This window comes from Nonomuraea sp. NPDC003709 (assembly GCF_040610775.1).
GTDB lineage: Bacteria > Actinomycetota > Actinomycetes > Streptosporangiales > Streptosporangiaceae > Nonomuraea > Nonomuraea angiospora_A.
In genome coordinates, this window is the sequence record NZ_JBEXMW010000005.1 from 269,520 (window position 1) to 292,383 (window position 22,864).

The 22,864-nt window shown below is 71.7% G+C and carries 22 protein-coding genes and 1 pseudogene; 15 read left to right on the forward strand and 8 right to left on the reverse strand.

From position 1 onward, the window contains the following. The first annotated feature begins 23 nt into the window (after window positions 1-23). Both ABZX61_RS17590 and ABZX61_RS17595 read left to right on the forward strand, forming a co-directional pair. On the forward strand, window positions 24-443 hold the full coding sequence (locus ABZX61_RS17590; protein WP_350727660.1) for a hypothetical protein: 420 nt from the start codon (window positions 24-26) through the stop codon (window positions 441-443). A gap of 123 nt (window positions 444-566) precedes the next feature. After that, a complete protein-coding gene (locus tag ABZX61_RS17595; RefSeq protein WP_355195606.1) occupies window positions 567-758 on the forward strand; it encodes a DUF5708 family protein in 192 nt (63 codons plus the stop codon). Window positions 759-765: 7 nt separating this feature from the next. Here ABZX61_RS17595 and ABZX61_RS17600 read toward each other — a convergent pair whose 3' ends face one another. After that, a complete protein-coding gene (locus ABZX61_RS17600) occupies window positions 766-1,371 on the reverse strand; it encodes a response regulator transcription factor (RefSeq protein ID WP_355195608.1) in 606 nt (201 codons plus the stop codon). A 122-nt stretch (window positions 1,372-1,493) separates the two neighbouring features. On the opposite strand from ABZX61_RS17600, the gene ABZX61_RS17605 reads away from it, so the two are divergent. From ABZX61_RS17605 to ABZX61_RS17620, 4 genes are all read left to right on the forward strand, one after another. After that, a complete protein-coding gene (locus tag ABZX61_RS17605; protein WP_355195610.1) occupies window positions 1,494-3,341 on the forward strand; it encodes a serine hydrolase domain-containing protein in 1,848 nt (615 codons plus the stop codon). A gap of 78 nt (window positions 3,342-3,419) precedes the next feature. Further along, a complete protein-coding gene (locus ABZX61_RS17610) occupies window positions 3,420-5,114 on the forward strand; it encodes a histidine kinase (RefSeq protein WP_355195612.1) in 1,695 nt (564 codons plus the stop codon). Between the two features lie 76 nt (window positions 5,115-5,190). Then, window positions 5,191-5,616 carry a hypothetical protein gene (locus ABZX61_RS17615; protein ID WP_355195614.1) on the forward strand — a complete coding sequence of 142 codons (426 nt, stop codon included), beginning with the start codon at window positions 5,191-5,193 and terminating at the stop codon, window positions 5,614-5,616. 68 nt (window positions 5,617-5,684) lie between these two features. Further along, window positions 5,685-6,350: a hypothetical protein gene (locus ABZX61_RS17620; protein ID WP_355195616.1), complete on the forward strand. Its 666-nt coding sequence runs from the start codon at window positions 5,685-5,687 to the stop codon at window positions 6,348-6,350. Between the two features lie 5 nt (window positions 6,351-6,355). Here ABZX61_RS17620 and pcaG read toward each other — a convergent pair whose 3' ends face one another. Genes pcaG through ABZX61_RS17645 form a run of 5 tightly spaced genes read right to left on the reverse strand, consistent with a single transcriptional unit; the run spans window position 6,356 to window position 10,156 of the window. Next, complete coding sequence (pcaG, locus tag ABZX61_RS17625) at window positions 6,356-6,880, reverse strand: protocatechuate 3,4-dioxygenase subunit alpha (protein ID WP_355195618.1); 525 nt, start codon at window positions 6,878-6,880, stop codon at window positions 6,356-6,358. Then, on the reverse strand, window positions 6,877-7,629 hold the full coding sequence (gene pcaH / locus ABZX61_RS17630; RefSeq protein WP_355195620.1) for a protocatechuate 3,4-dioxygenase subunit beta: 753 nt from the start codon (window positions 7,627-7,629) through the stop codon (window positions 6,877-6,879). The genes pcaG and pcaH overlap by 4 nt, the downstream gene beginning before the upstream one ends. 6 nt (window positions 7,630-7,635) lie before the next feature. Then, entirely contained in the window at window positions 7,636-8,784 is a 1,149-nt protein-coding gene (locus ABZX61_RS17635; protein ID WP_355195622.1) for a thiolase family protein, read from the reverse strand. After that, window positions 8,781-9,410, reverse strand: a complete 630-nt coding sequence (locus tag ABZX61_RS17640; protein WP_355195624.1) for a CoA transferase subunit B — start codon at window positions 9,408-9,410, stop codon at window positions 8,781-8,783. Before ABZX61_RS17640 ends, ABZX61_RS17635 begins: the two co-directional genes overlap by 4 nt. Then, window positions 9,407-10,156 carry a CoA transferase subunit A gene (locus ABZX61_RS17645; protein ID WP_355195626.1) on the reverse strand — a complete coding sequence of 250 codons (750 nt, stop codon included), beginning with the start codon at window positions 10,154-10,156 and terminating at the stop codon, window positions 9,407-9,409. The genes ABZX61_RS17640 and ABZX61_RS17645 overlap by 4 nt, the downstream gene beginning before the upstream one ends. A 99-nt stretch (window positions 10,157-10,255) precedes the next feature. Here ABZX61_RS17645 and ABZX61_RS17650 point away from each other — a divergent pair, with 99 nt between their 5' ends. The 3 genes and pseudogenes from ABZX61_RS17650 (at window position 10,256) to ABZX61_RS17660 (ending at window position 12,912) form a co-directional block, all read left to right on the forward strand. Further along, a complete protein-coding gene (locus tag ABZX61_RS17650) occupies window positions 10,256-11,851 on the forward strand; it encodes an IclR family transcriptional regulator C-terminal domain-containing protein (RefSeq protein ID WP_355195628.1) in 1,596 nt (531 codons plus the stop codon). Between the two features lie 120 nt (window positions 11,852-11,971). Then, window positions 11,972-12,094: pseudogene (locus tag ABZX61_RS17655) on the forward strand (transcriptional regulator); the annotation flags it as partial. Between the two features lie 104 nt (window positions 12,095-12,198). Beyond that, a complete protein-coding gene (locus ABZX61_RS17660) occupies window positions 12,199-12,912 on the forward strand; it encodes an SDR family NAD(P)-dependent oxidoreductase (RefSeq protein ID WP_355195630.1) in 714 nt (237 codons plus the stop codon). Between the two features lie 146 nt (window positions 12,913-13,058). Here the strand turns inward: ABZX61_RS17660 and ABZX61_RS17665 are convergent, their stop codons facing one another. Beyond that, window positions 13,059-13,880 carry a DeoR/GlpR family DNA-binding transcription regulator gene (locus ABZX61_RS17665; protein WP_350727678.1) on the reverse strand — a complete coding sequence of 274 codons (822 nt, stop codon included), beginning with the start codon at window positions 13,878-13,880 and terminating at the stop codon, window positions 13,059-13,061. Window positions 13,881-13,918: 38 nt separating this feature from the next. Next, window positions 13,919-16,609 (reverse strand): 4-hydroxythreonine-4-phosphate dehydrogenase PdxA, encoded by a 2,691-nt coding sequence (pdxA, locus tag ABZX61_RS17670; protein WP_355195632.1) that lies wholly within the window; start codon window positions 16,607-16,609, stop codon window positions 13,919-13,921. Between the two features lie 66 nt (window positions 16,610-16,675). Here pdxA and ABZX61_RS17675 point away from each other — a divergent pair, with 66 nt between their 5' ends. The 6 genes from ABZX61_RS17675 to ABZX61_RS17700 are packed head-to-tail and all read left to right on the forward strand — an operon-like array spanning window position 16,676 to window position 22,860. Beyond that, window positions 16,676-18,202, forward strand: a complete 1,527-nt coding sequence (locus tag ABZX61_RS17675) for an ABC transporter substrate-binding protein (protein ID WP_355195634.1) — start codon at window positions 16,676-16,678, stop codon at window positions 18,200-18,202. A 3-nt stretch (window positions 18,203-18,205) separates the two neighbouring features. Continuing rightward, on the forward strand, window positions 18,206-19,141 hold the full coding sequence (locus tag ABZX61_RS17680) for an ABC transporter permease (RefSeq protein ID WP_350727681.1): 936 nt from the start codon (window positions 18,206-18,208) through the stop codon (window positions 19,139-19,141). Beyond that, complete coding sequence (locus ABZX61_RS17685) at window positions 19,138-20,085, forward strand: ABC transporter permease (protein WP_355195636.1); 948 nt, start codon at window positions 19,138-19,140, stop codon at window positions 20,083-20,085. Before ABZX61_RS17680 ends, ABZX61_RS17685 begins: the two co-directional genes overlap by 4 nt. Beyond that, on the forward strand, window positions 20,082-20,978 hold the full coding sequence (locus tag ABZX61_RS17690; protein WP_355195638.1) for an ABC transporter ATP-binding protein: 897 nt from the start codon (window positions 20,082-20,084) through the stop codon (window positions 20,976-20,978). The genes ABZX61_RS17685 and ABZX61_RS17690 overlap by 4 nt, the downstream gene beginning before the upstream one ends. Then, a complete protein-coding gene (locus ABZX61_RS17695) occupies window positions 20,975-21,850 on the forward strand; it encodes an ATP-binding cassette domain-containing protein (RefSeq protein ID WP_355195640.1) in 876 nt (291 codons plus the stop codon). Before ABZX61_RS17690 ends, ABZX61_RS17695 begins: the two co-directional genes overlap by 4 nt. After that, entirely contained in the window at window positions 21,847-22,860 is a 1,014-nt protein-coding gene (locus tag ABZX61_RS17700; RefSeq protein WP_355195642.1) for an aldo/keto reductase, read from the forward strand. The genes ABZX61_RS17695 and ABZX61_RS17700 overlap by 4 nt, the downstream gene beginning before the upstream one ends. The last annotated feature ends 4 nt before the right edge of the window (window positions 22,861-22,864 follow it).

Sequence of the window (22,864 nt, forward strand, 5' to 3'; positions counted from 1 at the left end):
AACTCGCCGGGAAGGAGACGATCATGGCGACGTCAACGTCACCGTTCGCATTCCACCGTGGTGGTTACTCGGGCTGGCTCGGATTCGCCGGCACCCTCTCGATGGTGCTGGGTATCTTCAACATCATCGAGGGCATCATAGCCCTGTTCAAGACGTACTTCTTCGTCACGCCCGGAGGCCGCCTCCTGGTGTGGAACTACACCGCCTGGGGCGTGATCTGGCTGGCGATCGGCGTCCTGATGTTCGCGGTGGGGCTCGGCGTGCTGGCCGGGCAGACCTGGGCCCGCTGGACCGGGGTCGTCCTGGCCGGGCTGGCGATGATCGGCCACTTCGCCTTCATGGTGGCCTTCCCGCTCTGGTCGGTGATCGCGATCGCGCTCTGCGCCCTGGTCATGTACGGCCTCATCGCGCCGCCCAAGGGGGCCACCGGCGTTCCCGCGTGACGATCACGAGGTCCGGTGGCGTCACCCGAAGGATGTACGCCGATCTCCTCAGCGGGCAGGAAGCCTGGAGACCCGGGCCGTCGCTAGCGTTGCTGGAAACGGCCCTGATCGAAAGAGGTCCCCATGGATCCTGCCCGCAAGACGTTCCTCACCGGACTGGCGGTCCTCGTCATCGGGCTCGCGCTGTGGCTGTTCGGGACCGACGTCGAGATCGTGGTGTTCACCCCGTCGAAGATCGGCGTGGTCATGATGGTGCTCGGCGCGATCGAGGCCGCGTACGGGCTCTACCGGATGGCCCGGAGCGAGCGCGCCTGACGGCGGGTCAGAGCCAGCCGGCCTCGGTGGCGATGCGGACCGCGTCCAGCCGGTTGCGGGCGTCGAGCTTGGTGACGATCGCCCCCAGGTAGTTGCGTACCGTGCCCCTGGTCAGGTGGAGCGCGGCGGCGATCTCCGGGAGGTCGTCGCCGTCGGCGGCCCGGCGCAGCACGTCCACCTCGCGCGGTGACAGCGGGTTCGCCCTGGCCGCGATGGTGGCCGCGGCGAGGGCGGGGTCGACCACCGTCTCGCCCGCGTGGACGCGGCGCACGGCCGCGGCGAGGTCGGCGGGCGGCGCGTCCTTCAGCATGAACCCCTGGACGCCGGCCGCCAGCGCCCTGCGCAGCACCTCCGGACGGCCGAGCTGGGTGAGGACGAGCACGCGGCAGCCGGGGACCCGTTCGCGGAGCACGGCGGCGGCCTCGATGCCGTCGATGCCGGGCATCTGCACGTCCAGCACGGCCACGTCGGGCCGGTGCGCCAGCGCCGCGGGCAGCACCGCGTCCCCGTCCGCCGCCTCGGCGACGACCTCGATGTCGGGCTCCAGGCGCAGGAGCGAGGCGAGCGCCCCGCGGATGAGATGCAGGTCCTCGGCCAGCAGCACCCGGATCACTCTCGACTCCCCCGAAGCATGGGGACCATGATATTTCCGATGTCCGGTTCGTGCGTTTCACCTGCCGGATCGAGGTGCCTGGCACTGGTCCGGGACCGGCCGGGTTCGCGATCTTGGGAGGCATGCAGAAAGCCCTGTTCCCCAGCCTGATGACCGCGCTGACGACCGCGCTGCTGGTGTGCGGCCTGTCCGGCGGGGCCGCCGCAGCCTCCACCGACCTGGAGGACGTCGGAACGCTGGTCGACCAGGTGGTGCCCGCCCAGCTCGCCGCGCACGGGATCCCCGGCGCGGCGGTCACGGTGGTGTCGGGCGGCCGGCAGGTCTTCTCCCGCGGGTACGGCTACGCCGACCTGGCCGGGCGCGTTCCGGTGGACGCGGCCCGCACGGGGTTCTTCACCGCCTCGACGGCCAAGACGTTCACCGCGATCGCCGCGCTCCAGCTCGTCCAGGAGGGCAAGCTCGACCTGCGCGCCGACGTCAACACGTACCTGAAGACCTTCAAGATCGAGAACACCTTCCCCGGGCGGCCGGTCACCCTGGAGCACCTGCTGACCCATACGGCCGGCTTCGCGGACAGCGTGCTCGGCTCGTCCTGGGAGGATCCCGGCGCCGCCGAGCCCCTGGCCGAGGTCGTCAAGAACGGCCGGCCGGAGCGGGTGCGCCCGCCGGGGACCGTCCTCGCCTACGACAACTACGCCTACAACCTCGCGGGCCACCTGGTCGAGGTGGCCTCGGGCCGGCCGTTCGCCGAGTACGTGCGCTCGCGCATCCTCGGGCCGCTGGGCATGGAGGGGACGTCGTTCAAGGCGCCACTGCCCGCCGCCCTGCTCGGCACCCTGGCCCGGGGATACAACGGGGACGTTCCGTACAAGCGCTACTACGGGTCGCCCGCCTCCGGGGCCGGGCCCGTCACCACCGCCGCCGACATGGGGCGGCTGATGATCGCGCTGCTAGGCGACGACCCCCGCCTGGGCAGGGACGTCGGCACGACCATGATGACCCGCCACTACACGCAGGACCACCGGCTCCCCGGCATGGGGTACGGCCTGGAGGAGACGGCCAGGAACGGGCACCGGATCTTCTCCAAGGGCGGCGACATCAACGGCTTCCACCACGTCCTGGCCCTGCTGCCCGACCAGAGGACCGGCGTGTACGCCGTCTACAACGGCGAGGACTCCGCGGCCGCCGCCGCCGAGCTGGTCGACCGGATCGTCGACCGCTACTTCCCCGGCAAGCCGGAGCAGCCGTGGCCGGTGCGCGGGGACACCTCGGCGTACGCGGGGACGTACACCTCGACCCGGATCCGCGGCGACCTGCTGAGGTTCGGCGCGCTGTTCGGCAACGTGACCGTGGAGGCGGCGGGGGACGGGACGATCACCACGACGGGCCTGTCCCGCGACCCCGCCAGACCCGTGCAGACGTGGCAGCTCGTCGGGCCGGGGCTGTTCGCCGAGCGGGGCGGACAGGAGCGCATCGCCTTCGACGGCCACGGCCTGCTCGCCGGCGGCCATCAGGAGGAGGCGGCCACGTTCGAACGCTCGGCCGCCGGCCTGCACGTGTGGCTGGTGTATGCGGGCCTGGCCGCGTTCGTGCTCGCCGGGCTCGGGATGCCGGTCGCGGCGCTCGTCCGCAGGCTCCGGGGCAGGCCCGCCCGGCACCGGGCCGCGTGGTGGCTCGCCTGGCTGACCAGTGTGCTCGTCCTGGTCTTCGCGTACGGCCTCGCCGTCACGATCGTCATCGCGCCGACCGACGCCATCTTCCTCGGGTCCCCGCTGCTCACGGCCGCCCTGATCGCCTCGTCCACGGCGTTCGTGCTCAGCGGCGGGGTCCTGGCCTGCTCGGCGGGCGCCTGGTGGAAGGGCTGGTGGGGCCCGGCCGGGCGGATCTCCTACACGGCCTTCGCGCTCGTCTCGGCGGGCTTCATGGCCGTCGCGTACGCGTACCACATGGTCGGGGGCGTGTTCGGCTGATCCCCGCCCGGGACCCGGACCCGCGCTGTGGGATGCTTGGCCGCGAAACGGTGAAGGTCGTCTCGCGGTGGGGATCGAGTGTCCACGCTCATCATCCTGGTCGTGTTCCTCCTCCTGGTGATCCCCCCGGCCGCAGGACTGCCGGGCGTGCCGGCGCTGCTCTCCCTCGCTCTGCAACTGCTGTGCTCGCTCCCGCGGACCCGGCGGCTGCGGGGCTGGTGGCTGGTGGCCGGCCAGGCGGCGCTGTTCGCCTGGATGGGGCCGGTGCCGTTCGGCGGGCCGTCGGCGTTCTTCGCCGCCTCCGTCCTCCTGGTCGCCCGCGGGCCGCTGCGGTGGGTGCTCTTCGGTGGCGTGACGGCCGCCGCGGGCGCCGTGAACCTCGGTGCCGACGCCTACGTCTGGGTCAACGCGGTGGGCAACACGGCCACGCAGGGGCTGGTCGTGTTCGCCCTCACGCGGCTCAGCGACCTGCGCGACGAGCTCCACGCCACCCGGGCCGAGCTGGCCGCGCGCTCGGTGGCCGAGGAGCGCGAGCGGGCCGGCCACGACCTGGACGCGGTGCTCGGGTCCACGCTGTCCCGCGTCATCGGGCTGGCCGCCGCCGGGCGGGCCGGGGAGATCCCGCCGCTGACCCGGCGGGCCGCGCGGCAGGTCAGGCAGCGCCCCGAACCGCCGCCGATCCCGCCGCCCGGCGACCTGACCCCGCGGCTCGCGCTGCCCATCCTGACGGTGGTCTACCTGTGGGTCCCCGTCGCCGCGATCATCGTCATCGCCCGCGCGCCGGTCCCGGCCGGGCTGCGGGTGGCGTACTGGGCCGCGGTCGTCGCGGTGGTCGCGCTGCAGGCGTACCACGCGCTGCCGCGGCCTCCCGGCGTCCGGCCGAGGCACGCCGCCTGGACGCTGCCCGCGCAACTGCTGCTCGCGTGGCTGCCGCTGCTCGAACCGGACCGCCCCTACTACCAGCTCGTCGGCTGGGCCGCCGCGGCCCTGCTGATCGTGATCCCCGCGCCGCGCCTGGCGTGGGCGCTGTACGCGGCGGTGGTGGCGAGCGTGCCCGCGGTGCTGCTGGCCCGGTCCGGCTCGGCCGCGGGCGTCCCGGCGGCCCTGGTGGAGGTGGTCGGCCTGTCGGCGATGTTCTACGGGCTGACCGCCGTGACGCGGCTGGTCTACCAGGTACGCGAGTCGCGGCTGGCGCTCGCCGGACTGGCCGCGGCCCGGGAGCGGCGCAGGATCGCCCAGGACGTCCACGACCTGATCGGGTACGGCCTGTCCGCGATCACCGTCAAGGCCGAGCTGGCCGCCCGCGACCCCGCCCGCGCCGAGGCCGAGCTGGCCGGCGTCGTCACCGTGGCCCGCACCGCGCTGGCCGACCTGCGCGCCATCCCCGATGACGGCGAACCCGGGCTCAGCCTGCGCGCCGAGCTGGCCTCGGCCCGCGAGGTCCTCGAGGCGACCGGCGCGACCGTGGAGATCGACCCCGATCCCGCACCCCTGCCCGCCGGCGTCGACGCCCTGCTCGCCGTCGTGGTCCGCGAGGCGGCCACCAACGTGCTGCGGCACAGCGAGGCCCGCCACGTGACGATCGCCCTGACCACCGGCGACGACCTCGTACGGCTGCGCATGGACAACGACGGCGTCACCGGCCGCCCCGACGAGCCCGGCCAGGGCGTCGCCAACCTCACCGCCCGCCTCGCCGCCCGGGGCGGCCGCCTCACGACCGCCTCCCGGGATCACCGCTTCCGGCTCGACGCGACCGTGCCCGCGCGACGCTGACCCGGTTGTCACATTCGCGGGGGCTACGACGTCTTGTCTGTGTAGACGCGTCTTACCGGACAGCGAGGTGAGCCCCTTGATCCCCTATACCGATCCCAACGCCTGGCGGATCGCCATGGACGCCAGCGAGGCGACGCTCTCGGCCGGCCTCGGGAGCGGCGACTTCGACGGCTCCTTCTACCTGAGCCCGGCCGGGTCGCTGGCGGGCTTCACGCTGCGGCTCTCCCCGCCCGGGGCGCCGGAGCTCCTGTGGGAGTCGGTGAGCCTGGAGGGCGGATCCGAGGTCCGCGGGAGCAGCCGGCTGCTGCTGGACGGGCGGGCGGCCCGCGCCGACGTGTCGGGGCTCTGCGCGCGGGTGCCCGTGGGATGGACCGGGAGCTCGTACCTGAAGATCGTCCTCACGGCCAGGTTCTCGCCCCTGCGGCTGCGCTGGCCCAGGTGGCGGCTGCGGCCGGTGACGCTGCGCCTGTTCACCGAGATCCGCCCCGCCGAGTCCGGGTGACTCTGGATGCTTCGCAAATGTACGAAGCGTCACGGCACAACGGGCGATCCCGGCTAACCTGCCGTCTCATGATGTACGGCCCCCAGCAGCAGCCACCGCAGCGGTTCAACGCCCCCTACCCCCCGCAGCAGCAGCCCGCCTTCGCGCCGCCTCCCGTGGTGATCGACGTCGGAGGCGACGCCAAGGTGAAGGCGCTGATCGGCGGCTCCGTCGCGGGGGCCATCGGGCTCATGGCGGTCTTCTCGGCGCTCACCGGGCAGACGACGGGCGGCGCGGGCTCCGCGGTCGCCGTCCTGGTCCTCGGGCTGGTCTTCCTGTTCATCGGGCTGCTGCCGATCATCACCTGGCGCAAGCTCAGCCGGCCGCGCAAGCTCGTCTTCGACGTCCACGGCGTGCGCTGGGACGACCCCCAGGGCCGCCCGTGGGCGGCCCCGTGGGCCGAGCTGTCCGGGGTGGGCATCTCGCGCACGCAGCAGCGCCGCGTGAAGCCGGCCGACTACATCATGCGCAAGACGATGGTCCGCCTCGACCTCTTCCCGGCCGACCCGGGCTTCCGCGCGCGCCATCCCGACATGGAGCACCTGTGGGAGTTCCACACGGTCAAGAACGGCTACCGGCTCCCGCTGGGCTCGAACCCCAAGTACATCCCGGTCATCGAGCACGCCATGCGCCAGTACCGCCCGGCCATCTACCTGGGCATCCGCGACGAGGGCTTCATGGTGGGCCTGGTCTGAGAAGATCAGCCGAAGTCCAGGAAGACGGTCTCCTCGTCGCCCTGCAGGTGGATGTCGAACCGGTAGACGCCCGTACGCTCCTCCACGGGCACCAGCGTCCGCCCGCGCTCCGGCGGCAGCGAGCCGAGGAAGGCGTCCTGGGTGAAGTAGATGCGGGTGTAGAGGTGGTGGAGCAGGCCGCGGGCGAACACGCAGACGCTGATGTAGCCGTTGCCGGGCGGGAGCGTGCGCAGGGCCCAGCCGCCGTCGGCGTCGGTGGCCACCCGGCCGAACCCGGTGAAGTCGACCCCGCGCCTGCCCAGCGGCACGCCGGTGACCTGGTCGCGCCGGAGCGTGCCCGGCGCGCCCGCGAGGCCGCCGGACGGGTCGGCCTGCCAGAACTCCAGCAGCGCGTCGGGCACCGGCTCGCCCGCGCCGTCGTAGACGTGGCCGTGGACGGTGATCCCGCCGTCGGCGACGTCGCCGCCGCGGGGGATCGGCAGCGCGTAGCCGTAGAACGGGCCCACGGTCTGCGAGGGGGTGGGGTTCATCGGCCCTCCTCCATCCAGGTCGCGGCGGGGCCGTCCAGCACGATGTCCCACCGGTAGCCCAGCGACCACTCCGGCACGGACAGGTCGTGGTCGTAGGCGGAGACCAGTCGCTGCCGGGCCCGCTCGTCGGTGACGGAGTTGAGCACGGGGTCGTATCGGAACAGCGGGTCGTTCGGGAAGTACATCTGGGTCACCAGCCGCTGCGTGAAGGCCGTGCCGAACACCGAGAAGTGGATGTGCGCGGGCCGCCAGGCGTTGACATGGTTGCGCCACGGGTACGCGCCGGGCTTGATCGTGGTGAAGGCGTAGCGGCCCTCGTCGTCGGTCAGGCAGCGGCCCACGCCGGAGAAGTTGGGGTCGAGCGGCGCGGGATGGTCGTCACGCTGGTGGAGGTAGCGGCCCGAGGCGTTGGCCTGCCAGACCTCCACGAGCTGGCCGCGTACCGGGCGGCCGTCGCGGTCCAGCACGCGCCCCTGGACGGTGATCCGCTCGCCGAGCGGCTCGCCGGCGTGCTGCCTGGTCAGGTCCGCGTCGAACGGCGCGACGTCGGCGACGCCGAAGACCGGCCCGGCCAACTCCGCCGCCTCCGGGTCCTTCAGCGCGACGAGCGGCTGCTTGGGGTGGCGCAGCACGCTGCTGCGGTAGGGGGCGAAGTCGCGATCGGGATGGTTGGCCTCCGCGCCTTCGCGGGCCTTGTGGACCTCGGCGATCTCGCGGTCGATGTCGGCTTGGGTGAGGGGTGGGGTCATCTGCGGCTACCTTTCCAGGACGACGGCCAGGCCCTGGCCGACGCCGATACAGAGGGACGCGAGCCCGGTGCCGGAGCCGGCGGCGGCGAGCCGGTGGGCCAGGGTGCCGGTGATGCGGGCGCCGGAGGCTCCGAGCGGGTGGCCCAGGGCGATGGCGCCGCCATCGGGGTTGACGATGGCGGGGTCGAGGTCGGGCAGCTCGGCCAGGCAGCCGAGCACCTGCGCGGCGAACGCCTCGTTCAGCTCGGCCGACGCCAGGTCGCCGAACCCCTTGCCCGCCCTGGCCAGAGCCCTGCGCGACGCCTCGACCGGGCCGAGCCCGAAGTAGCGGGGTTCGAGCGCACTGGCCGCGCCGGCGACGATCCTGGCCAGGGGCTCGCGGCCACGCAGCCCCGCCTCGTCGGTCAGCAGCAGGGCGGCCGCGCCGTCGTTGAGCGGGGAGGAGTTGCCCGCGGTGACCGTGCCGCCGTCCTTTCTGAACACCGGTTTGAGCCGGGCGAGCTGGTCGGGGCCGGTGTCCTCGCGGATGCTCTCGTCCCTGGTCAGGCCGCCGATGGGGACGATCTCGCGCTCGAACGACGCCTTGGCCGCCTTCTGGTGGCTGGCCAGCGCGTACGCGTCCTGCTCCGCCCTGGCGATGCCGTGCCGGTCGGCGATCAGCTCGGCGCCCTCGCCCAGCGGCACGGTGTGCTCGGCGGGCATCTTCGGGTTGACCAGCCGCCAGCCGAGCGTCGTGGAGACCAGCTCCTGCCCGCCGGCCGGGAACGCCCGGTCCGGCTTGGGCAGCACCCACGGCGCGCGGGTCATCGACTCCACGCCGCCGGCGATCACGGTGGAGGCGTCGCCGAGGGCGATCATGCGGTACGCCTGGATGACGGCCTCCATGCCGGATCCGCACAGCCGGTTCACGGTCACGCCCGGAGTGGTCACGGGCAGGCCGGCGAGCAGCGCGGCCATGCGGGCGACGTTGCGGTTCTCCTCGCCGGCGCCGTTGGCGTTGCCGAGGATCACCTCGTCGGGGGCCTCCACGCCGTTGCGCTCGGCGACGGCCCTGACGACGTGGGCGGCCAGGTCGTCGGGGCGGATGCCGACCAGCGCCCCGCCGTGGCGGCCGAAGGGCGTGCGGACGGCGTCCACGATGTAGACGGTGTTCATGCGGACACCTCCGCTTCCGTGCGGTCGCGCAGGTCGGCCACGCTCACTCCGGGCGCGGTCTCGACCAGCCTCAGCCCGTCCCCGGTGACGTCGAGGACGCCGAGGTCGGTGATGATCCGGTGCACGCACTCCTTCCCCGTGAGAGGCAGCGAGCACTCCTTGACGATCTTCGGCGTGCCGTCCTTGGCGGTGTGGTCCATGATCACGATGACCCGGCCCGCGCCGTGGACCAGGTCCATCGCCCCGCCCATGCCCTTGACCAGCTTCCCGGGCACCATCCAGTTGGCCAGGTCGCCCCGCGCCGAGACCTGCATCGCGCCCAGCACCGCCACGTCGATGTGGCCGCCCCGGATCATCCCGAACGACAGCGACGAGTCGAAGAACGCCGCCCCCGGGAGCACGGTCACGGTCTCCTTGCCGGCGTTGATCAGGTCGGGGTCCAGCGCGTCGGGGGCGGGGTAGGGGCCGACGCCGAGGATGCCGTTCTCCGAGTGCAGGATCACGTCCACGTCGGGCGGCAGGAACGACGGGATGCGGGTGGGCAGCCCGATGCCGAGGTTGACGTAGTCGCCGTCGCGCAGCTCGGCCGCCGCCCGCGCGACCATCTCGTCCCTGGTCCAGCTCACGAGGTGGTCCTCTTCTCTATGCCCTTGTCGGTGGCCTGCTCGGGGGTCAGGACCAGGACCCGCTGGACGAACACGCCGGGCAGGTGCACCTCGTCCGGCTCCAGCTCGGTCAGCTCCTCGACCTCGGCGACCGTGACCCGCCCGGCCATCGCGGCGAGGGGGTTGAAGTTGCGGGCGGCCTTGTTGAAGACCAGGTTGCCGAAGCGGTCACCCTTGGCGGCCCGCACCAGCGCGAAGTCGGTGGTGATGCTGCGCTCCAGCACGTAGGAGCGGCCGTCGAACTCGCGGACCTCTTTCGGCGGCGAGGCCACCGCGATCGAGCCGTCCGGGTTGTGGCGCAAGGGCAGGCCGCCGTCGGCGATCGGCGTGCCGACCCCGGCGGGGGTGTAGAAGGCGGGGATGCCGGCGCCGCCCGCCCGCAGCCGCTCGGCCAGGCTGCCCTGCGGGGTCAGCTCCACCTCCATCTCCCCGGCGAGGTACTGGCGGGCGAACTCCTTGTTGTCGCCGATGTAGGAGGCGGTCACGCGGGCGATGCGGCCGGCCGCCAGCAGGATGCCGAGGCCGCCGCCGTCCACCCCGCAGTTGTTCGACACCACGCCGATCCCCGTCACGCCGGTGGTGTAGAGGGCCTGGATCAGGACGTTGGGGATGCCGCTGAGCCCGAAGCCGCCGACCGCGAACGACGCGCCGTCCGACACGCCGGCCAGCGCCTCCTCCGCGGTCGCGACCACTTTGTCTCTCCGCACGACGCTCCATTCATCGGGAGTGTTCGCATAGTGAACTTTAGTTCACTATTGTGATGTCGAGTATGCGTACGTGACCGCGCCCGTGTCAAAGGAGGGCCGATGGAGCCTGCGGGGACCCTCGAACGCGGCCTGGCCGTGCTTCGGGCGCTGACGGCGGATGCCGCCGGGCGCTCGCGCCCCCTGCGGGTGCGCGCCACCGACCTCGTACGCGCCACCGGCCTGGCCAGGTCCACGGTCGACCGCGTGCTGGCCACGCTGGTCCACCTCGGCTACGTCCGCGCGGAGGGGCGTGACCTGCTGCCCGCGCCGCGCCTGATGGAGCTGGGCGAGGCGTACCTCGCCTGCGGTGGCCTGCGCGACCCCCTCGCGCCGCCGGCCGAGCGGCTCGCGGAGGAGCTGGACGAGTCCGTGTCGCTGGCCGTCCCGGACGGCGACGGGGTGCGCTTCATCGGCCAGTTCACCCGCAGGCGCACCATGTCGGTCGCCTTCCGGGTCGGCGACCTGCTGCCCGCCGACCGCTGCGCGGCGGGCCTGGCCCTGCGCGACCCCGCCGCGCCGTGGGCCGAGGACGACCAGCTCATCGAGCCGGGCCTGGTCGCGGTCGCGGTGCCCGTACGCGACCCGCGGGGGGAGGCGGTCTGCGCGGTGAGCGTCGTCAGCCACACCAGCCGGCACACCGCCGCCAGCCTGCGCGACTACGCGTTGCCCCGGCTGCGCGAGACGGTCGCGGCCATGGAGGCGGCCCTGACCGAGCCGGCGCCCCGGCCCCCGCTGGCACCCGCCCGGCGAGGGAGCGCCGTCGCCTGGAGGAGCGGCGGGAGCGCAGCGACCAGAGCGGGGGAAGGCGGCGGCATCGAGGGCGACCGAGCCCGCCTCAACGGAGTTGAGGCCATCAACACAGATCTTTCGCGCGCCGCGAAGGAGGAGCTGGGCGCGGGATACCTGCAGTCGCTGGCCCGAGGTCTCGCTGTGCTGGTGGCGCTCGGCTCGGCCCGCGGCGGGCTGAGCCTGGCCGACGCCGCCAAGATCACCGGGCTCGCGCGCGCCACCGTGCGGCGATCGTTGCAGGTGCTGGCGCGGCTTGGCTACGTGGCCTGCGACGACTCCCGCTTCGCCGTGCTCCCCAAGGCGATGGAGCTGGGCTACGCCGCCCTGTCCGAGCGCACGTTCGGCGAGGTCGTCCAGCCGCACCTGGCCGACCTGGTGGCCCGCGTCCACGAGTCCGCCTCGGTCGGGGTGCTGTCGGGCGACGACGTCCTGTACGTGGCCCGCGTGCCCACCGTGAGCATCATGACCGTCAACATCACGGTCGGCACCCGCTTCCCCGCGTACGCCACCTCGATGGGCCGGGTGCTCCTGGCCGACCAGCCCGAAGAACGGGTGGCCGCCATCGCGCTAGAGCCGCTGACCCGCCACACCATCACGGCGCCCGACCGGCTGCGGGCCGCCGTCCGGCAGGCCGCCGAGGACGGCTACGCGCTGGTCGACCAGGAGCTGGAGGAGGGGGTCCGGTCCATCGCGGTGCCGGTCCGGGGCCGGGACGGGCGGGTGGTCGCGGCCGTCAACGTCGCCACCCACGCCAGCCGGGCCACCCGCGCCGACCTGCTCCGCGACGTCCTGCCCGCGCTGGCCGAGACGTCCGCCAAAATGTCCGCCGACCTGCGGCATGTCCCCGTGACGCCCTGGACGACTTAGGACGTACTCGTCTGGCCGAGGAGGCTGCCGCCGGTGGCGTCGACGAACGTCCCGATGATCCGCAGCGCCGACCAGGTCAGGCGACAGGTCTACGGTGGAGGATATGAGCAGGAAGGACGAGTCGACTGCTACACCCGGCTCGAACGCGGCAAGATCCGCGGCGCCTCCGAGAGCGTGCTCAACGCCGTCGCGCGAGCGCTGCAACTCAACGGCGTCGAACGCGACCACCTGTTCGACCTGGCCGCCACCCAGGGGTTCGGGAGCCGGCAGCGCGTGACCGCGGCCCATGGTGAGGAACCGGCAGACAGCGCGGAACCGGCCGGTCACGCAGGCGCGAGAGGACTGACATGGCACTGATTCTGGTAACCGGGGCATCCACCGGGCTCGGGCGCGACACGGCGAACGCGCTGGCCGGCGGCGGGCACGACGTGGTCATCCACGTCCGCAACCGGGCCCGTCTCACCGGCGCGGATGACACCGCCCGGTGGAAAGACGTCGTCATCGGGGATCTCTCCGAGCTGGACGAGATCCACGACGTCGCCCGGCAAGCCCGCAGGTTCGGCCGCTTCGACGCCGTCATCCACAACGCCGGCACCATGCGGTCTCCCGAAGCGGGCATCGTCAACACCGTCGCGCCGTACATGCTGACGGTCCTGATGGACAAACCAGGCAGGCTCATCTACCTCAGCAGCTCCATGCACCGAAGCGGTTCCACCGACCTGCGCCGGCTGGCCACCGGCACCGCTTCCTACAGTGACAGCAAGCTGTGGGTCACCACGCTCGCGCTGGCGGTCGCGTCGCGGTGGGAGGGAACCTCGAGCCATGCGGTCGACCCCGGGTGGGTCCCCACACGCATGGGCGGCGCCGGCGCACCGGATGACCTGGCAGCCGGACACCAGACACAAGTGTGGCTCGCCACCCACCATGACGTGCGCCCGGGCACCGGCGGCTACTGGCATCACCGGCAGGTGCAGACGCCACACCCCGCGTCGCAGGACGAAGATTTCCAAGATCGCCTCATTCACGCCTTGGAGAGCCACACGGGCGTCCCGCTCGTCTGACCGCGGGCCCCGCTGCACCAAGGCCGGAGCGGGTCTCCTCGGGCCGCGTCGGCGACGGCCTCGGCTACGGAACCTGCCGGCCGAGCCGCCCAGGCATCACGTAAAAGCCCGGACCAGCGGCTTTTCGCCCGTTCTTGCACCCCACGCTATGGCGCGATCGGCTGACCCGCGGCCGGCTTCGGCTTGCTGATCTGTCCTTCGGCGTCGACCACGACCACCTCGACTCCCTCGGCCGAGAACGGGGCCAGCGCGTCCTCCGAGGCACCGGCGTCGGTCACCAGCGTCCAGGGCCGGGGGAGCCGGACCCAGGCGTGGAACGGACGTCGCCCGAGCTTGGCCGCATGCGCCAGCACGTAGGTCCTGTGGGAACTGCGCGCCATGAGCTCCTTGAGCCGGGTCTGCTGGAGGTCGGCCTCGCAGATCCCGCGGTCGGCGGTGACTCCGTCAGCCCCGAGAAAGACGCGGTCGAACGACATCCGCTCCAGGGCGGTCTCGGTGACGGGGCCGACGAATCCCTGGCTGAGGTGGCGCAGCCTGCCGCCGAGACACTCCACATGGAGGCCCTCGACGTCGTCGAGCTCTTTCAGCACCGTCAGGCTCGTGGTGGCGATCAGGAGCTGGGTGCTGGAGCGCAGTTCGTGAGCCAGCGCCGCGACGGTCGAGCCGGCGTCGAGCAACACGGACTCCCCGGCTCCGATCTGCTGGGCCGCCCACCGGGCGATTCCGCGCTTGGCCTCGAAGGCGTCACCGACGCGCTGGCGCAACGAGTCCTCGGGGTGCGCGACGACGGCCATCGCACCGCCGTACGTGCGGGCCAGCAGCCCCTGCGCGGTCAGCCGGGCGAGGTCACGCCGGATGGTCGAGGACGTCACGTCGAACGTCGAGGACAGCTCTTCGACGCTGGCCAGACCACTGGTCGTGGCCAGACGCACGATCTCGGCGCGCCGACGCTCAGAGTTACTGGACAACGCTCCTCCTTCTCGGCTTGTCGTTCAACGCCCCGGGATCAGACGGCCGGGCTGGGAGACATCTGGGCGGCCTGCCGCAGCGCCTCGATCATGCTACCGACCTCGGCGAGGCCCTTCCCGGCGATGTCGAAGGCGGTTCCGTGGTCCACGGACGTGCGGATGACGGGCAGTCCCACGGTGATGTTCACCCCGGCCTCGATGCCGAGGATCTTCACCGGGCCGTGGCCCTGGTCGTGGTACATCGCCACGATGAGGTCGTAGTCTCCGCGCCCCGCGACGAAGAACGCCGTGTCGGCGGGCAGCGGTCCCTGCACGTCGATGCCGTCGGCCTTCAGGACCTCGATGGCGGGAACGATCTTCTCGGCCTCCTCCCCGTACCCGAACAGGCCGTTCTCCCCGGCGTGCGGGTTGATGCCGCACACGCCGATGCGCGGGTTGTCGATCCCGGCCCGCCGCAGCGCCTCGTGGCCGCGGCGAACGGTCCGTTCCACCAGGCCGGGTTCGATCTTCGCGATCGCGTCGATCAGCCCGATGTGCGTGGTGACGTGGATGACCCGGATCTTCGGTGAGGACAACATCATGGACACCTCGTCGATCCCGGTCAGGTGCGCGAGGAGCTCGGTGTGTCCCGGGAAGATGTGGCCGCCCGCGTGCAAAGCCTCCTTGTTCAGCGGCGCCGTGCAGATCGCCTGCACCTCCCCGGCCATCGCCAGCCCGCTGGCGACGCGTACGTAGTGGTACGCGGCCGCCCCCGCCACGGGGGAGACCTTCCCCCAGGGCAGATCCTCCGGCAGCAGCGCGAGATCGATGACATTGACGCGTCCCGGCTCGAACACGGCATCGGCCACGGTGTCGACCGCCACGATCTCGGCGTCGATCCCGAGGATGCCGGCCGCCTGGCGCAGCCGCACGGCGTCGCCGATGACGACGGGACGGCAGAGCTCGGCGACGTGGGGGTCTTGGAGGGCGCCGACGATGACTTCCGGGCCTACGCCGGCTCCGTCACCCATGGTGACGGCGATGATCGGGGTGGCCGCGGTGCGCGGCTGTGCGCCGACGGCGGCGGTGGTGATGCTCACTTGGGGACCTTTCGCTTGGTTCTGGGGAGGGGCGGGGTCAAGGGTTGCGAGGGAGCGCGCGGCCAGGGCCCTGACGATCTCGACGAGCGAGTCGGCTCCCCCGAAGCTGCCCGGGCGGGTGACCACGGAACGGCCGTCGGGCGTCCGGGAGTGGACGGCTCCCGGGTGCACCTGTCCGACCGGTGTCAGTTCCCGCACCTGAAGGGCGTCGAGGACGCGCCGGGCGGTCTCGCCGCCGGTCAGCACGAGGTCCACCGTCCGCGGGGACGCGCGCACCGCGTCCGCGACGACCTCGGCCAGCCGCCGCGCGATGTCACGCGAGGCCGCCGGCAGGACGGCGCCGGCGGAGTCGAGGAAGGCCACGACCGCCCGCTCGCCGATCGGGATGCGGGGGAGGGGGTCCCGTCCGGAGGGTGTGCCGAGGAGCGCCGTCAAGGGCAGGGCCACGGGTACGGCTCCCGCCTCGACCAGCCGGCGGACCTGCTCGGCCGCGACCGGCTCGGCGCTGCCCACCACGACGAGCGGCGCCGGGCGGGCCACGTCGCCGTGCCGCGCGGTATGCGCAGGGACGGGCTCATGCTCCTCGATGGCCGTCTGCTCGATGGTCGTCTGCTCGGTGGCCGTCTGCTCGGTGGCCGTCTGCTCGGTGGCCGTGCCGAGACTCCGCAGATGACGCCCGAGCGCGTCGGCGAGTCCGCCGGATCCGACCAGCCGCACCGACGGCACGGCCAGCGCGGCACGCAGCACGGCGTCCAGATCGGCATCCGTCTCGGCGTCGCACAGCGCGATGTGCGAGTCTTCGGCGCAGGAGGCGATCGCGTCGGAAAGGCGATCCGATCGCACGGTCGCGAGGTCCAGCACGCGGGCCGGAAGCGGCGCCAGGGCCGCCTCGACCGACGCCGGAGGGGAGACGCCGTCCACCGCCCAGGCGTTCGCACGGTGGAGGGCCACACCGGCCAGGTAAAGCACGCCGCCGCGTACCACCCGATCCAGACCGGGCAGGGCAGGGGCGACGACGATGCCGGCCCCAGGCGCCCTGAGCGCGGCCACCTCCGCCGCGACGTTGCCGCGCAGCAGAGAGTCGATCTTCTTGAAGACCAGCCGCGGACGCCCGGCCGAGGCCAGGGCGACCGCGGAACGCACCGCCGCGGCGGCCTCGGCGGGATGCCGGTGCCGGGAGTCGGTATCGACCACCAGGATGTCGGCGGGATCGCACTCGTCCCGCACGGCCTGGTGAGTGAGAACAATCCTCGTGCGTGTTCCGCGCATAACTATTCGCGCTGCCGACTCGGCCGCGCCCGAGAGGTCGTCGGCCACGATGAGGACACCGTGCGCGGCCGTGCTTCTCCTGGGCGTCAAGGAATCCCCCGATGTGTTCGATCTATGCACCTCAGACAGGCTTTCACTATCCCTGCGAACCCTCATGCGCGATCCGCTCCGGAGCGAGGCAGGCACGTCGGCGCAGCCTCCGCCTTGACTGGATGATGTCACAGCTTGCACAAAATGCGCTAGAGCTCTTGCGCGAAGCGCGCATGCGTGTAATGGTGCAGCAACGTCGTTGTGACGTGGGAAACATCCGGTCCTGGCAGGCGGCCGCTGAGAAGCGCACCGCTGAGGACGGTCCAGAAAGCGAGAAGCCCAGTGACTCATCTCGGAAGCGGCCCCCAGTACTCCCGACGAAGTCTTCTCCGTCTCGGTGCTCTCACCGGCGCGGCCATGACGTTGAGTCCCCTCGCCGCCTGCGCGGGACCGGGGCCCGTCCCCGGCGCCGGCTCTGGTGCCGGTTCCACCGCCGGTCCTGGCCTCACGCTGGCGCTCAACCGCTCGCTCGTGTCGCTGGACAACAAGCTCAACCAGTTCGACGCCGCCGTCAGCGTCCAGCGCGGCGTCCGCCAGGCGCTGACCTTCATCGATCCGAAGCTCACCGTGCAGCACGTCCTGGCCGAGAGGTTCGAGCTGACGGCTCCCACCGAGTGGACGGTCAAGCTGCGGGACGGCGTCCGCTACTCCGACGGCAGCCCGGTCAAGGTCGAAGACGTCTCAACGGCCCTGCAGATGTACCAGAAGGTCCCCGGATCGTTCCTGGCCGGCCTGTTTCCCGAATGGCCGACGGTCACCCCCGTCGACGCGAGCACCTTCAAGCTCGTGACCGAGAACCCGGTGCCGACCCTCGACTACCTGATGGCGAACATCCTGATCACCCCCGCCGCCGCGAACAAGGCGGAGGAACTTCAGGGCGGCATCGGCTCGGGCCCCTACGTCGTCACCTCCGCGAACCGGGGCACCGGCGAGTACACGCTGCAGGTCAACGACAAATACTGGGGCCCCGCGCCCGGGATCAAGACCGTACAGGTCAGGTTCCTCCCGGAGGAGGCCAACCGCGTCGTCGCCCTGCGCAGCGGCGAGGTCGACGTGATCGACGCGATCTCCCCCGATGCGATCAGCCAGCTGTCCGGTCTCGGCGACGTGGAGATCCAGCAGGTGCCGAGCACCCGCATCACGCAGCTCTTCTACAACTTCCGCAAGCCCGCCGGGCACCCGCTCGCCGACGCGCGCGTGCGCGAGGCGCTCAGCTACGCCATCAACGGCCCCTCCCTGATCAAGGACGTCTTCGCCGATTCGGTGACCCAGGCCCGGGGCGTGGTGGCCGACACCCTGACCGGGGCGGTGCAGACCGGCGAGTACGTCTACGACCCGCAGAAGGCCAAGCAGATGCTCGAGGCCGCCGGGGTGAAGGATCTCAAGATCAAGATCATCTGGGAGACCGGGGAGTTCGCCAACGACACGAGCGTCATGGAGGCCGTGGTGGAGATGCTCAAGGCGGTCGGCGTGCAGGCCGAACTCCAGCAGTTCCAGCCGGGCGGCGACATCTCCAAGTGGCGGCAGGGCCGGGGCGGCGACTGGGACGTCCTCGGCAACGGCTACCCCGGCCCGACCGGGCTGGCGCTGACTCCGCTGCAGGGCATGTTCGCCGGCACGAAGGAGAAGGAGGCCACCCGGGACACCTACCACGGCTACGTGTTCCCCAAGATCACCGAAATGCTCCAGAAGGCCTCCCGGGAAACCGACAAGACGGCCCGGGACGCCCTGCTCGCCACCGCCCAGAAGGAGATCTGGAACACCTGGCCCTGCATGTGGGCCTTCGTCCCCAAGACCGTCATCGCCCGGCGCAAGAGCGTGCAGAACGTACTGCTCAGTCCCACCAACTCCTACGATCTGGCATCTGTCCGGCTGAATGGATGACTCGTGGTCCGATATGTCGCCCAACGTGTCGGGCAGAGCCTGCTGGCGATCTTCCTGACCGTCTCCACAGTCTTCGTCCTCGTACGGCTGGCGCCAGGGGATCCGGCCGCCGCCTACGCCAGCCCCCTGGCCACCACGGCGGAGCTCGAACGCATCCGCGTCCAGTTCGGCCTGGACAAACCGCTGATACAGCAGTACGGAATCTTCGTTCGTGACCTGTTCAGCGGCAACCTCGGCACGTCCTTCTCCTTCCAGGCCCCCGCCCTGGACGTCGTCCTCAGCCGGATGCCGTACACCGTCATGCTCGCGGTGTCCTCCATCCTGTTCGCCGCGGTCGTGGCCATCCCGCTCGGCGTCTGGATGGCGCGGCACGCCGACACCGCCCGCGAGCTGGGGGCCAACGTGGCCATGATCGCCGGCCAGTCGATGCCGGAGTTCTGGAGCGGCATCATGCTCCTGACCATCTTCGCGGTGCTCGTCCCCGTGCTGCCGGCATCCGGTTTCACCAGCTGGGGCGGCCTGGTGCTGCCGACCTTGACGGTCGGCATCCTGCAGATCGCGCTGATCTCCCGCCTGGTACGCCGGGAGATGGGGACCGGCTTCGCGGCTCCCTACCTGACGATCGCCCGCTCCCGCGGCATCTCCGAACGCGGCCTGACCTGGCGCTACGCCATGGGCAACTCGGCCGTCCCGGTGGTCACCGCGCTCGGCACCCGGTTCGCCGCCATGCTCAACGGCGTGGTGGTGGTCGAGGTCGTCTTCGCCTGGCCGGGTGTCGGATCGCTCGTCGTGCGCGCGCTGGAAACCAGGGACTATCCGCTGATCCAGGCGACCGTCCTGGTCACGGCCATCCTGACGGTGGCCGTCCAACTCCTCATCGATCTGGCCTACCCGCTGCTCGACCCGCGGGTACGACTCGGGAAGGCGGTGGCCTCATGACCGCCATGGAGGCCGGCCCCACCGACGGCTTCAGAGACCAGGACGTCCCGGAGCCCCCCGCGCGGCCCAGCGCGGTGACCGCCAAGGATCTCGCGCGATCCGCGGCGGTCCGCCGCCGCAAGGGCGCGCGGCTGAAGCTGTGGATCGGCTCGGTGTGCGTGGCCCTGGTCGTCGTGCCCGTCGCCCTGGCCAACGTGCTGCCGATCCCCGGGCCGGACGAGCAGAGCCTCGGCCTGCGCCGCCTGCCACCGCTGACCGGCGGGCACCTGTTCGGAACCGACCAGCTCGGCAGGGACCTTCTCTCCCGGGTCCTGCACGGCGGCCAGGTCTCGCTCACCGTCGGGGTGCTGGCCATCGTCGTGTCCGGCATCATCGGCCTCATCGCCGGCGCCGCGGCCGGATTCTTCGGCGGCTGGGTCGACACCGTGGTCTCCCGCCTGCTGGAAGCCCAGCTCTCGCTGCCTCTGCTGTTGATGCTGCTGCTGGTCGTCGCGCTCTTCGGCCCCTCCATCCCGGTCATCACCTTCGTGATCGCGATCGCGCAGTGGCCGGAGGTGGCTCGCCTGACCCGTTCCATGGTGCTCGTCGAGCGGGAGAAACCCTATGTGGCCGCGGCCCGGGTGCTCGGCCTGCGCCGCGTCACCACCCTGCTCCGGCACGTGCTGCCCAACGTCGTCAAGCAGGCCACTCTCGTGATCCTGCTGCTGCTGGCCCAGGCCGTGCTGCTGGAGAGCGCGCTGAGCTACCTGGGCGCCGGTCCGCAGCGCCCGTTCGCCACCTGGGGCCGCATCATCTCCGACGGCCAGGACTACATCACGACGTCGTGGTGGCTGGTCACGCTGCCCGGACTGGTCATCGTGCTGCTCGTCGTCGGAGTCAACCTGCTCGGAGACGGGCTTCGGGACCGCGTACGCAGGCGGAAAGGGAAGGTGAGCCGAGCATGACAGCCGAGTTCGACGAGGCTGATCGTCCCCTGCTGGAGGTCGAGGACCTGCAGATCGAGCTGATCACCGAAGCCGGTATCGTCCGCGCGGTCGACGGCGTCAGCTTCGTCATCCGCCAGGGCGAAACCGTGACGATCATCGGTGAGTCCGGATCCGGCAAGTCCACCACGGCCATGGGCATTCTGCGGCTGCTCCCGCCGGAGCTGGCGGTCCTGTCCGGCAGAGCCCGCTTCCAGGGCATCGACGTCATCGCCGATCCGCGCGCGGCGCGCAAGGTACGCGGGCGTACCGTCTCCCTCATCCCGCAGGATCCGATGACGGCGCTCAGCCCCGTCCATACCATCGGGCAGCAGCTCCGTGAGGCCGTTCGGCTGCGGCACCGCGGCCTGTCCAAGTCGGAGACCATCGCGCGATCCGTCGACCTGCTGGCCAAGATGCACATCCCCGATCCGGAGTCCCAGCTCCGCAAGTATCCGCATCAGCTGTCGGGAGGCATGCTGCAGCGCGTGCTCATCGCGCTCGCGCTCGCCGGGTCGCCCGTACTGCTCGTCGCCGACGAACCGACCTCCGCCCTGGATGTCACCGTCCAGGCAGGCATCCTCGACCTGCTGCTCGAAGTACAGGAGAACACCGGCATCGGCATCCTCATGATCACTCACGACATCGGCGTGGCCCGGCTCGTCTCCGACCGCATCCATGTCATGAAGGACGGGCGATTCGTCGAGTCCGGCGAGGCCGAACAGATCGTCGACGCGCCGGGCGATCCGTACACCAGGAAGTTGCTGACGGCGGTCCCGCGGCTCGGCCCGTGGGACGAGGACGGTGAGTCGCCGGAAGCGCCCCTCGACGACGGGTCGCCCGCCGACCCGGTGGCACTGGGAGAATCCCGATGACCGATGACGCGTTCCTCGAGGTCGACGGCCTCGTCGTGGACTATCCCGTCGCGCACGGCTTGTTCCGCGCGGTCGACGACGTCAGCTTCACCGTCCGGCAGGGCGGCACCCTGGCCATCGTGGGGGAGTCGGGCTGCGGCAAGTCCACGATCGCCCGGTCGATCGTACGGCTGGTCAAGCCCACCGCGGGCCGCATCGTGGTGGGCGGCACCGACATCGCGGGGCTGAGTGAGAAACAGCTGCGCCCGATGCGCACCCGGGTACAGATGATCTTCCAGGACCCGTACGGATCGCTCGACCCGCACCTGTCGGCGGAGGAGATCGTCGCGGAACCGCTGCGGGTGCGCGGAATGCGCGACAGACGCGCACGGGCCAAGGAGGCGGCCAGGCTCATCGACCAGGTGGGCCTGCCCGCCACGGCCCTCGAGCGCCGCCCGCCGGAGTTCTCCGGCGGCCAGCGCCAGCGCATCGGCATCGCCAGAGCCCTGGCCTCCAAGCCCGATCTGCTGGTCTGCGACGAGGCGACGAGCGCTCTGGACGTGTCCGTCCAGGCGCAGGTCCTCGCCCTGCTGATGAGGATCCAGGCCGAGACCGGTCTCACCTATGTGGTGATCTCCCACAATCTCGGTGTGGTCAGGGAGATCAGCGAGGACATCATCGTCATGAGCAAAGGGCGCCTGGTCGAGTCCGGCCCGACCCGGAAGGTGCTGGCCGCGCCGGCCCACCCCTACACCCGCGCCCTCCGCAGGGCCGCGCTGGACCCGTCCGCCATACGCGGGCGCAAGCCGCGCGATCTGGTGCGGGGCCCGTCCGCCAAGCAGTCCACCAAGCAGTCCCCCGGGACACCCGTTCAGCGAGGAACCGACCGATGACACCTTCTGTGCCGGCAGCGACACCGGCGGCGACACCGGCAGCGACACCGTCCGGGGCGCGCATCGGGCTGTCCCGGCTGGTGCTGGGCACCATGACGTTCGGCGACACGGCCGACGCGAAAGAGGCCGCGCGCATGCTGGACGCGGCGCTCGACGCCGGCATCACCGGGGTGGACACCGCGAACGTCTACGCGGGCGGCGCGACCGAGTCCATCCTGGGACCGCTGCTCGCCACCCGGCGCGACCGGGTCGTCCTCGCCACCAAGGCCGGCATGCCCCATCCGGACGCGGGCGATGACGCGCCGTTGTCCGCCAAGGCGTTGCGGGCGAGCCTCGAAGGCAGCCTGCGCCGCCTGCGGGTCGACCACGTCGACCTGTTCTACCTGCACCAGCCCGACCGCCGCACGCCGCCGGCCGAGACGCTCGGCGCCGTCGCCGAGTTCGTCGCCGAGGGCAAGATCGGCGCGCTCGGCGTCTCCAACTACGCGGCCTGGCAGATCGCCGAGCTCAACCACACCGCCGACGACGTCGGCGCGCCGCGCCCGGTCGTCGCCCAGCAGCTCTACAACCTCCTGGCCCGCAGGGTGGAGGAGGAATACCTGGAGTTCGCGCAGAGCACCGGCCTGACGACCATGGTCTACAACCCGCTCGGCGGGGGCCTGCTCACCGGCCGGCACACCTTCGAGCAGGACCCTTCCGCCGGCCGCTTCGGTGACTCCAAGCTCGCCCCCATGTACCGGCAGCGGTACTGGAACCCGGCGCTGTTCGAGGCCGTCACCGCCCTCGGTGAGATCGCCGCGCAGTCGGGCACCCCCCTCGTCGAGTTGTCTCTGCGGTGGCTGCTCCATCGCGACGGCGTGGGGGCCCTCCTGCTCGGCGGTTCCAAGGTCGAACACCTCCGCGCGAACATCGCGACCGCCGCGGCAGGACCCCTTCCCGAGGACGTCGTGGCAGCCTGTGACCGCGTGGGCGCGGCGCTGCGCGGCCCCATGCCCGCCTACAACCGATGAGAGC

Excerpts from the sequence above, each read along its gene's own strand:
- ABZX61_RS17595 (WP_355195606.1), top strand. The coding sequence starts at position 567 with ATGGATCCTGCCCGCAAGACGTTCCTCACCGGACTGGCGGTCCTCGTC.
- ABZX61_RS17660 (WP_355195630.1), top strand. The coding sequence starts at position 12,199 with ATGGCACTGATTCTGGTAACCGGGGCATCCACCGGGCTCGGGCGCGAC.
- ABZX61_RS17590 (WP_350727660.1), top strand. The coding sequence starts at position 24 with ATGGCGACGTCAACGTCACCGTTCGCATTCCACCGTGGTGGTTACTCG.
- ABZX61_RS17685 (WP_355195636.1), top strand. The coding sequence starts at position 19,138 with ATGACCGCCATGGAGGCCGGCCCCACCGACGGCTTCAGAGACCAGGAC.
- ABZX61_RS17605 (WP_355195610.1), top strand. The coding sequence starts at position 1,494 with ATGCAGAAAGCCCTGTTCCCCAGCCTGATGACCGCGCTGACGACCGCG.
- ABZX61_RS17690 (WP_355195638.1), top strand. The coding sequence starts at position 20,082 with ATGACAGCCGAGTTCGACGAGGCTGATCGTCCCCTGCTGGAGGTCGAG.
- pcaG (WP_355195618.1), bottom strand. The coding sequence starts at position 6,880 with ATGAACCCCACCCCCTCGCAGACCGTGGGCCCGTTCTACGGCTACGCG.
- ABZX61_RS17635 (WP_355195622.1), bottom strand. The coding sequence starts at position 8,784 with ATGAACACCGTCTACATCGTGGACGCCGTCCGCACGCCCTTCGGCCGC.
- ABZX61_RS17620 (WP_355195616.1), top strand. The coding sequence starts at position 5,685 with ATGATGTACGGCCCCCAGCAGCAGCCACCGCAGCGGTTCAACGCCCCC.
- ABZX61_RS17695 (WP_355195640.1), top strand. The coding sequence starts at position 20,975 with ATGACCGATGACGCGTTCCTCGAGGTCGACGGCCTCGTCGTGGACTAT.
- ABZX61_RS17700 (WP_355195642.1), top strand. The coding sequence starts at position 21,847 with ATGACACCTTCTGTGCCGGCAGCGACACCGGCGGCGACACCGGCAGCG.
- pcaH (WP_355195620.1), bottom strand. The coding sequence starts at position 7,629 with ATGACCCCACCCCTCACCCAAGCCGACATCGACCGCGAGATCGCCGAG.
- ABZX61_RS17650 (WP_355195628.1), top strand. The coding sequence starts at position 10,256 with ATGGAGCCTGCGGGGACCCTCGAACGCGGCCTGGCCGTGCTTCGGGCG.
- pdxA (WP_355195632.1), bottom strand. The coding sequence starts at position 16,609 with ATGAGTCACTGGGCTTCTCGCTTTCTGGACCGTCCTCAGCGGTGCGCT.
- ABZX61_RS17675 (WP_355195634.1), top strand. The coding sequence starts at position 16,676 with ATGACGTTGAGTCCCCTCGCCGCCTGCGCGGGACCGGGGCCCGTCCCC.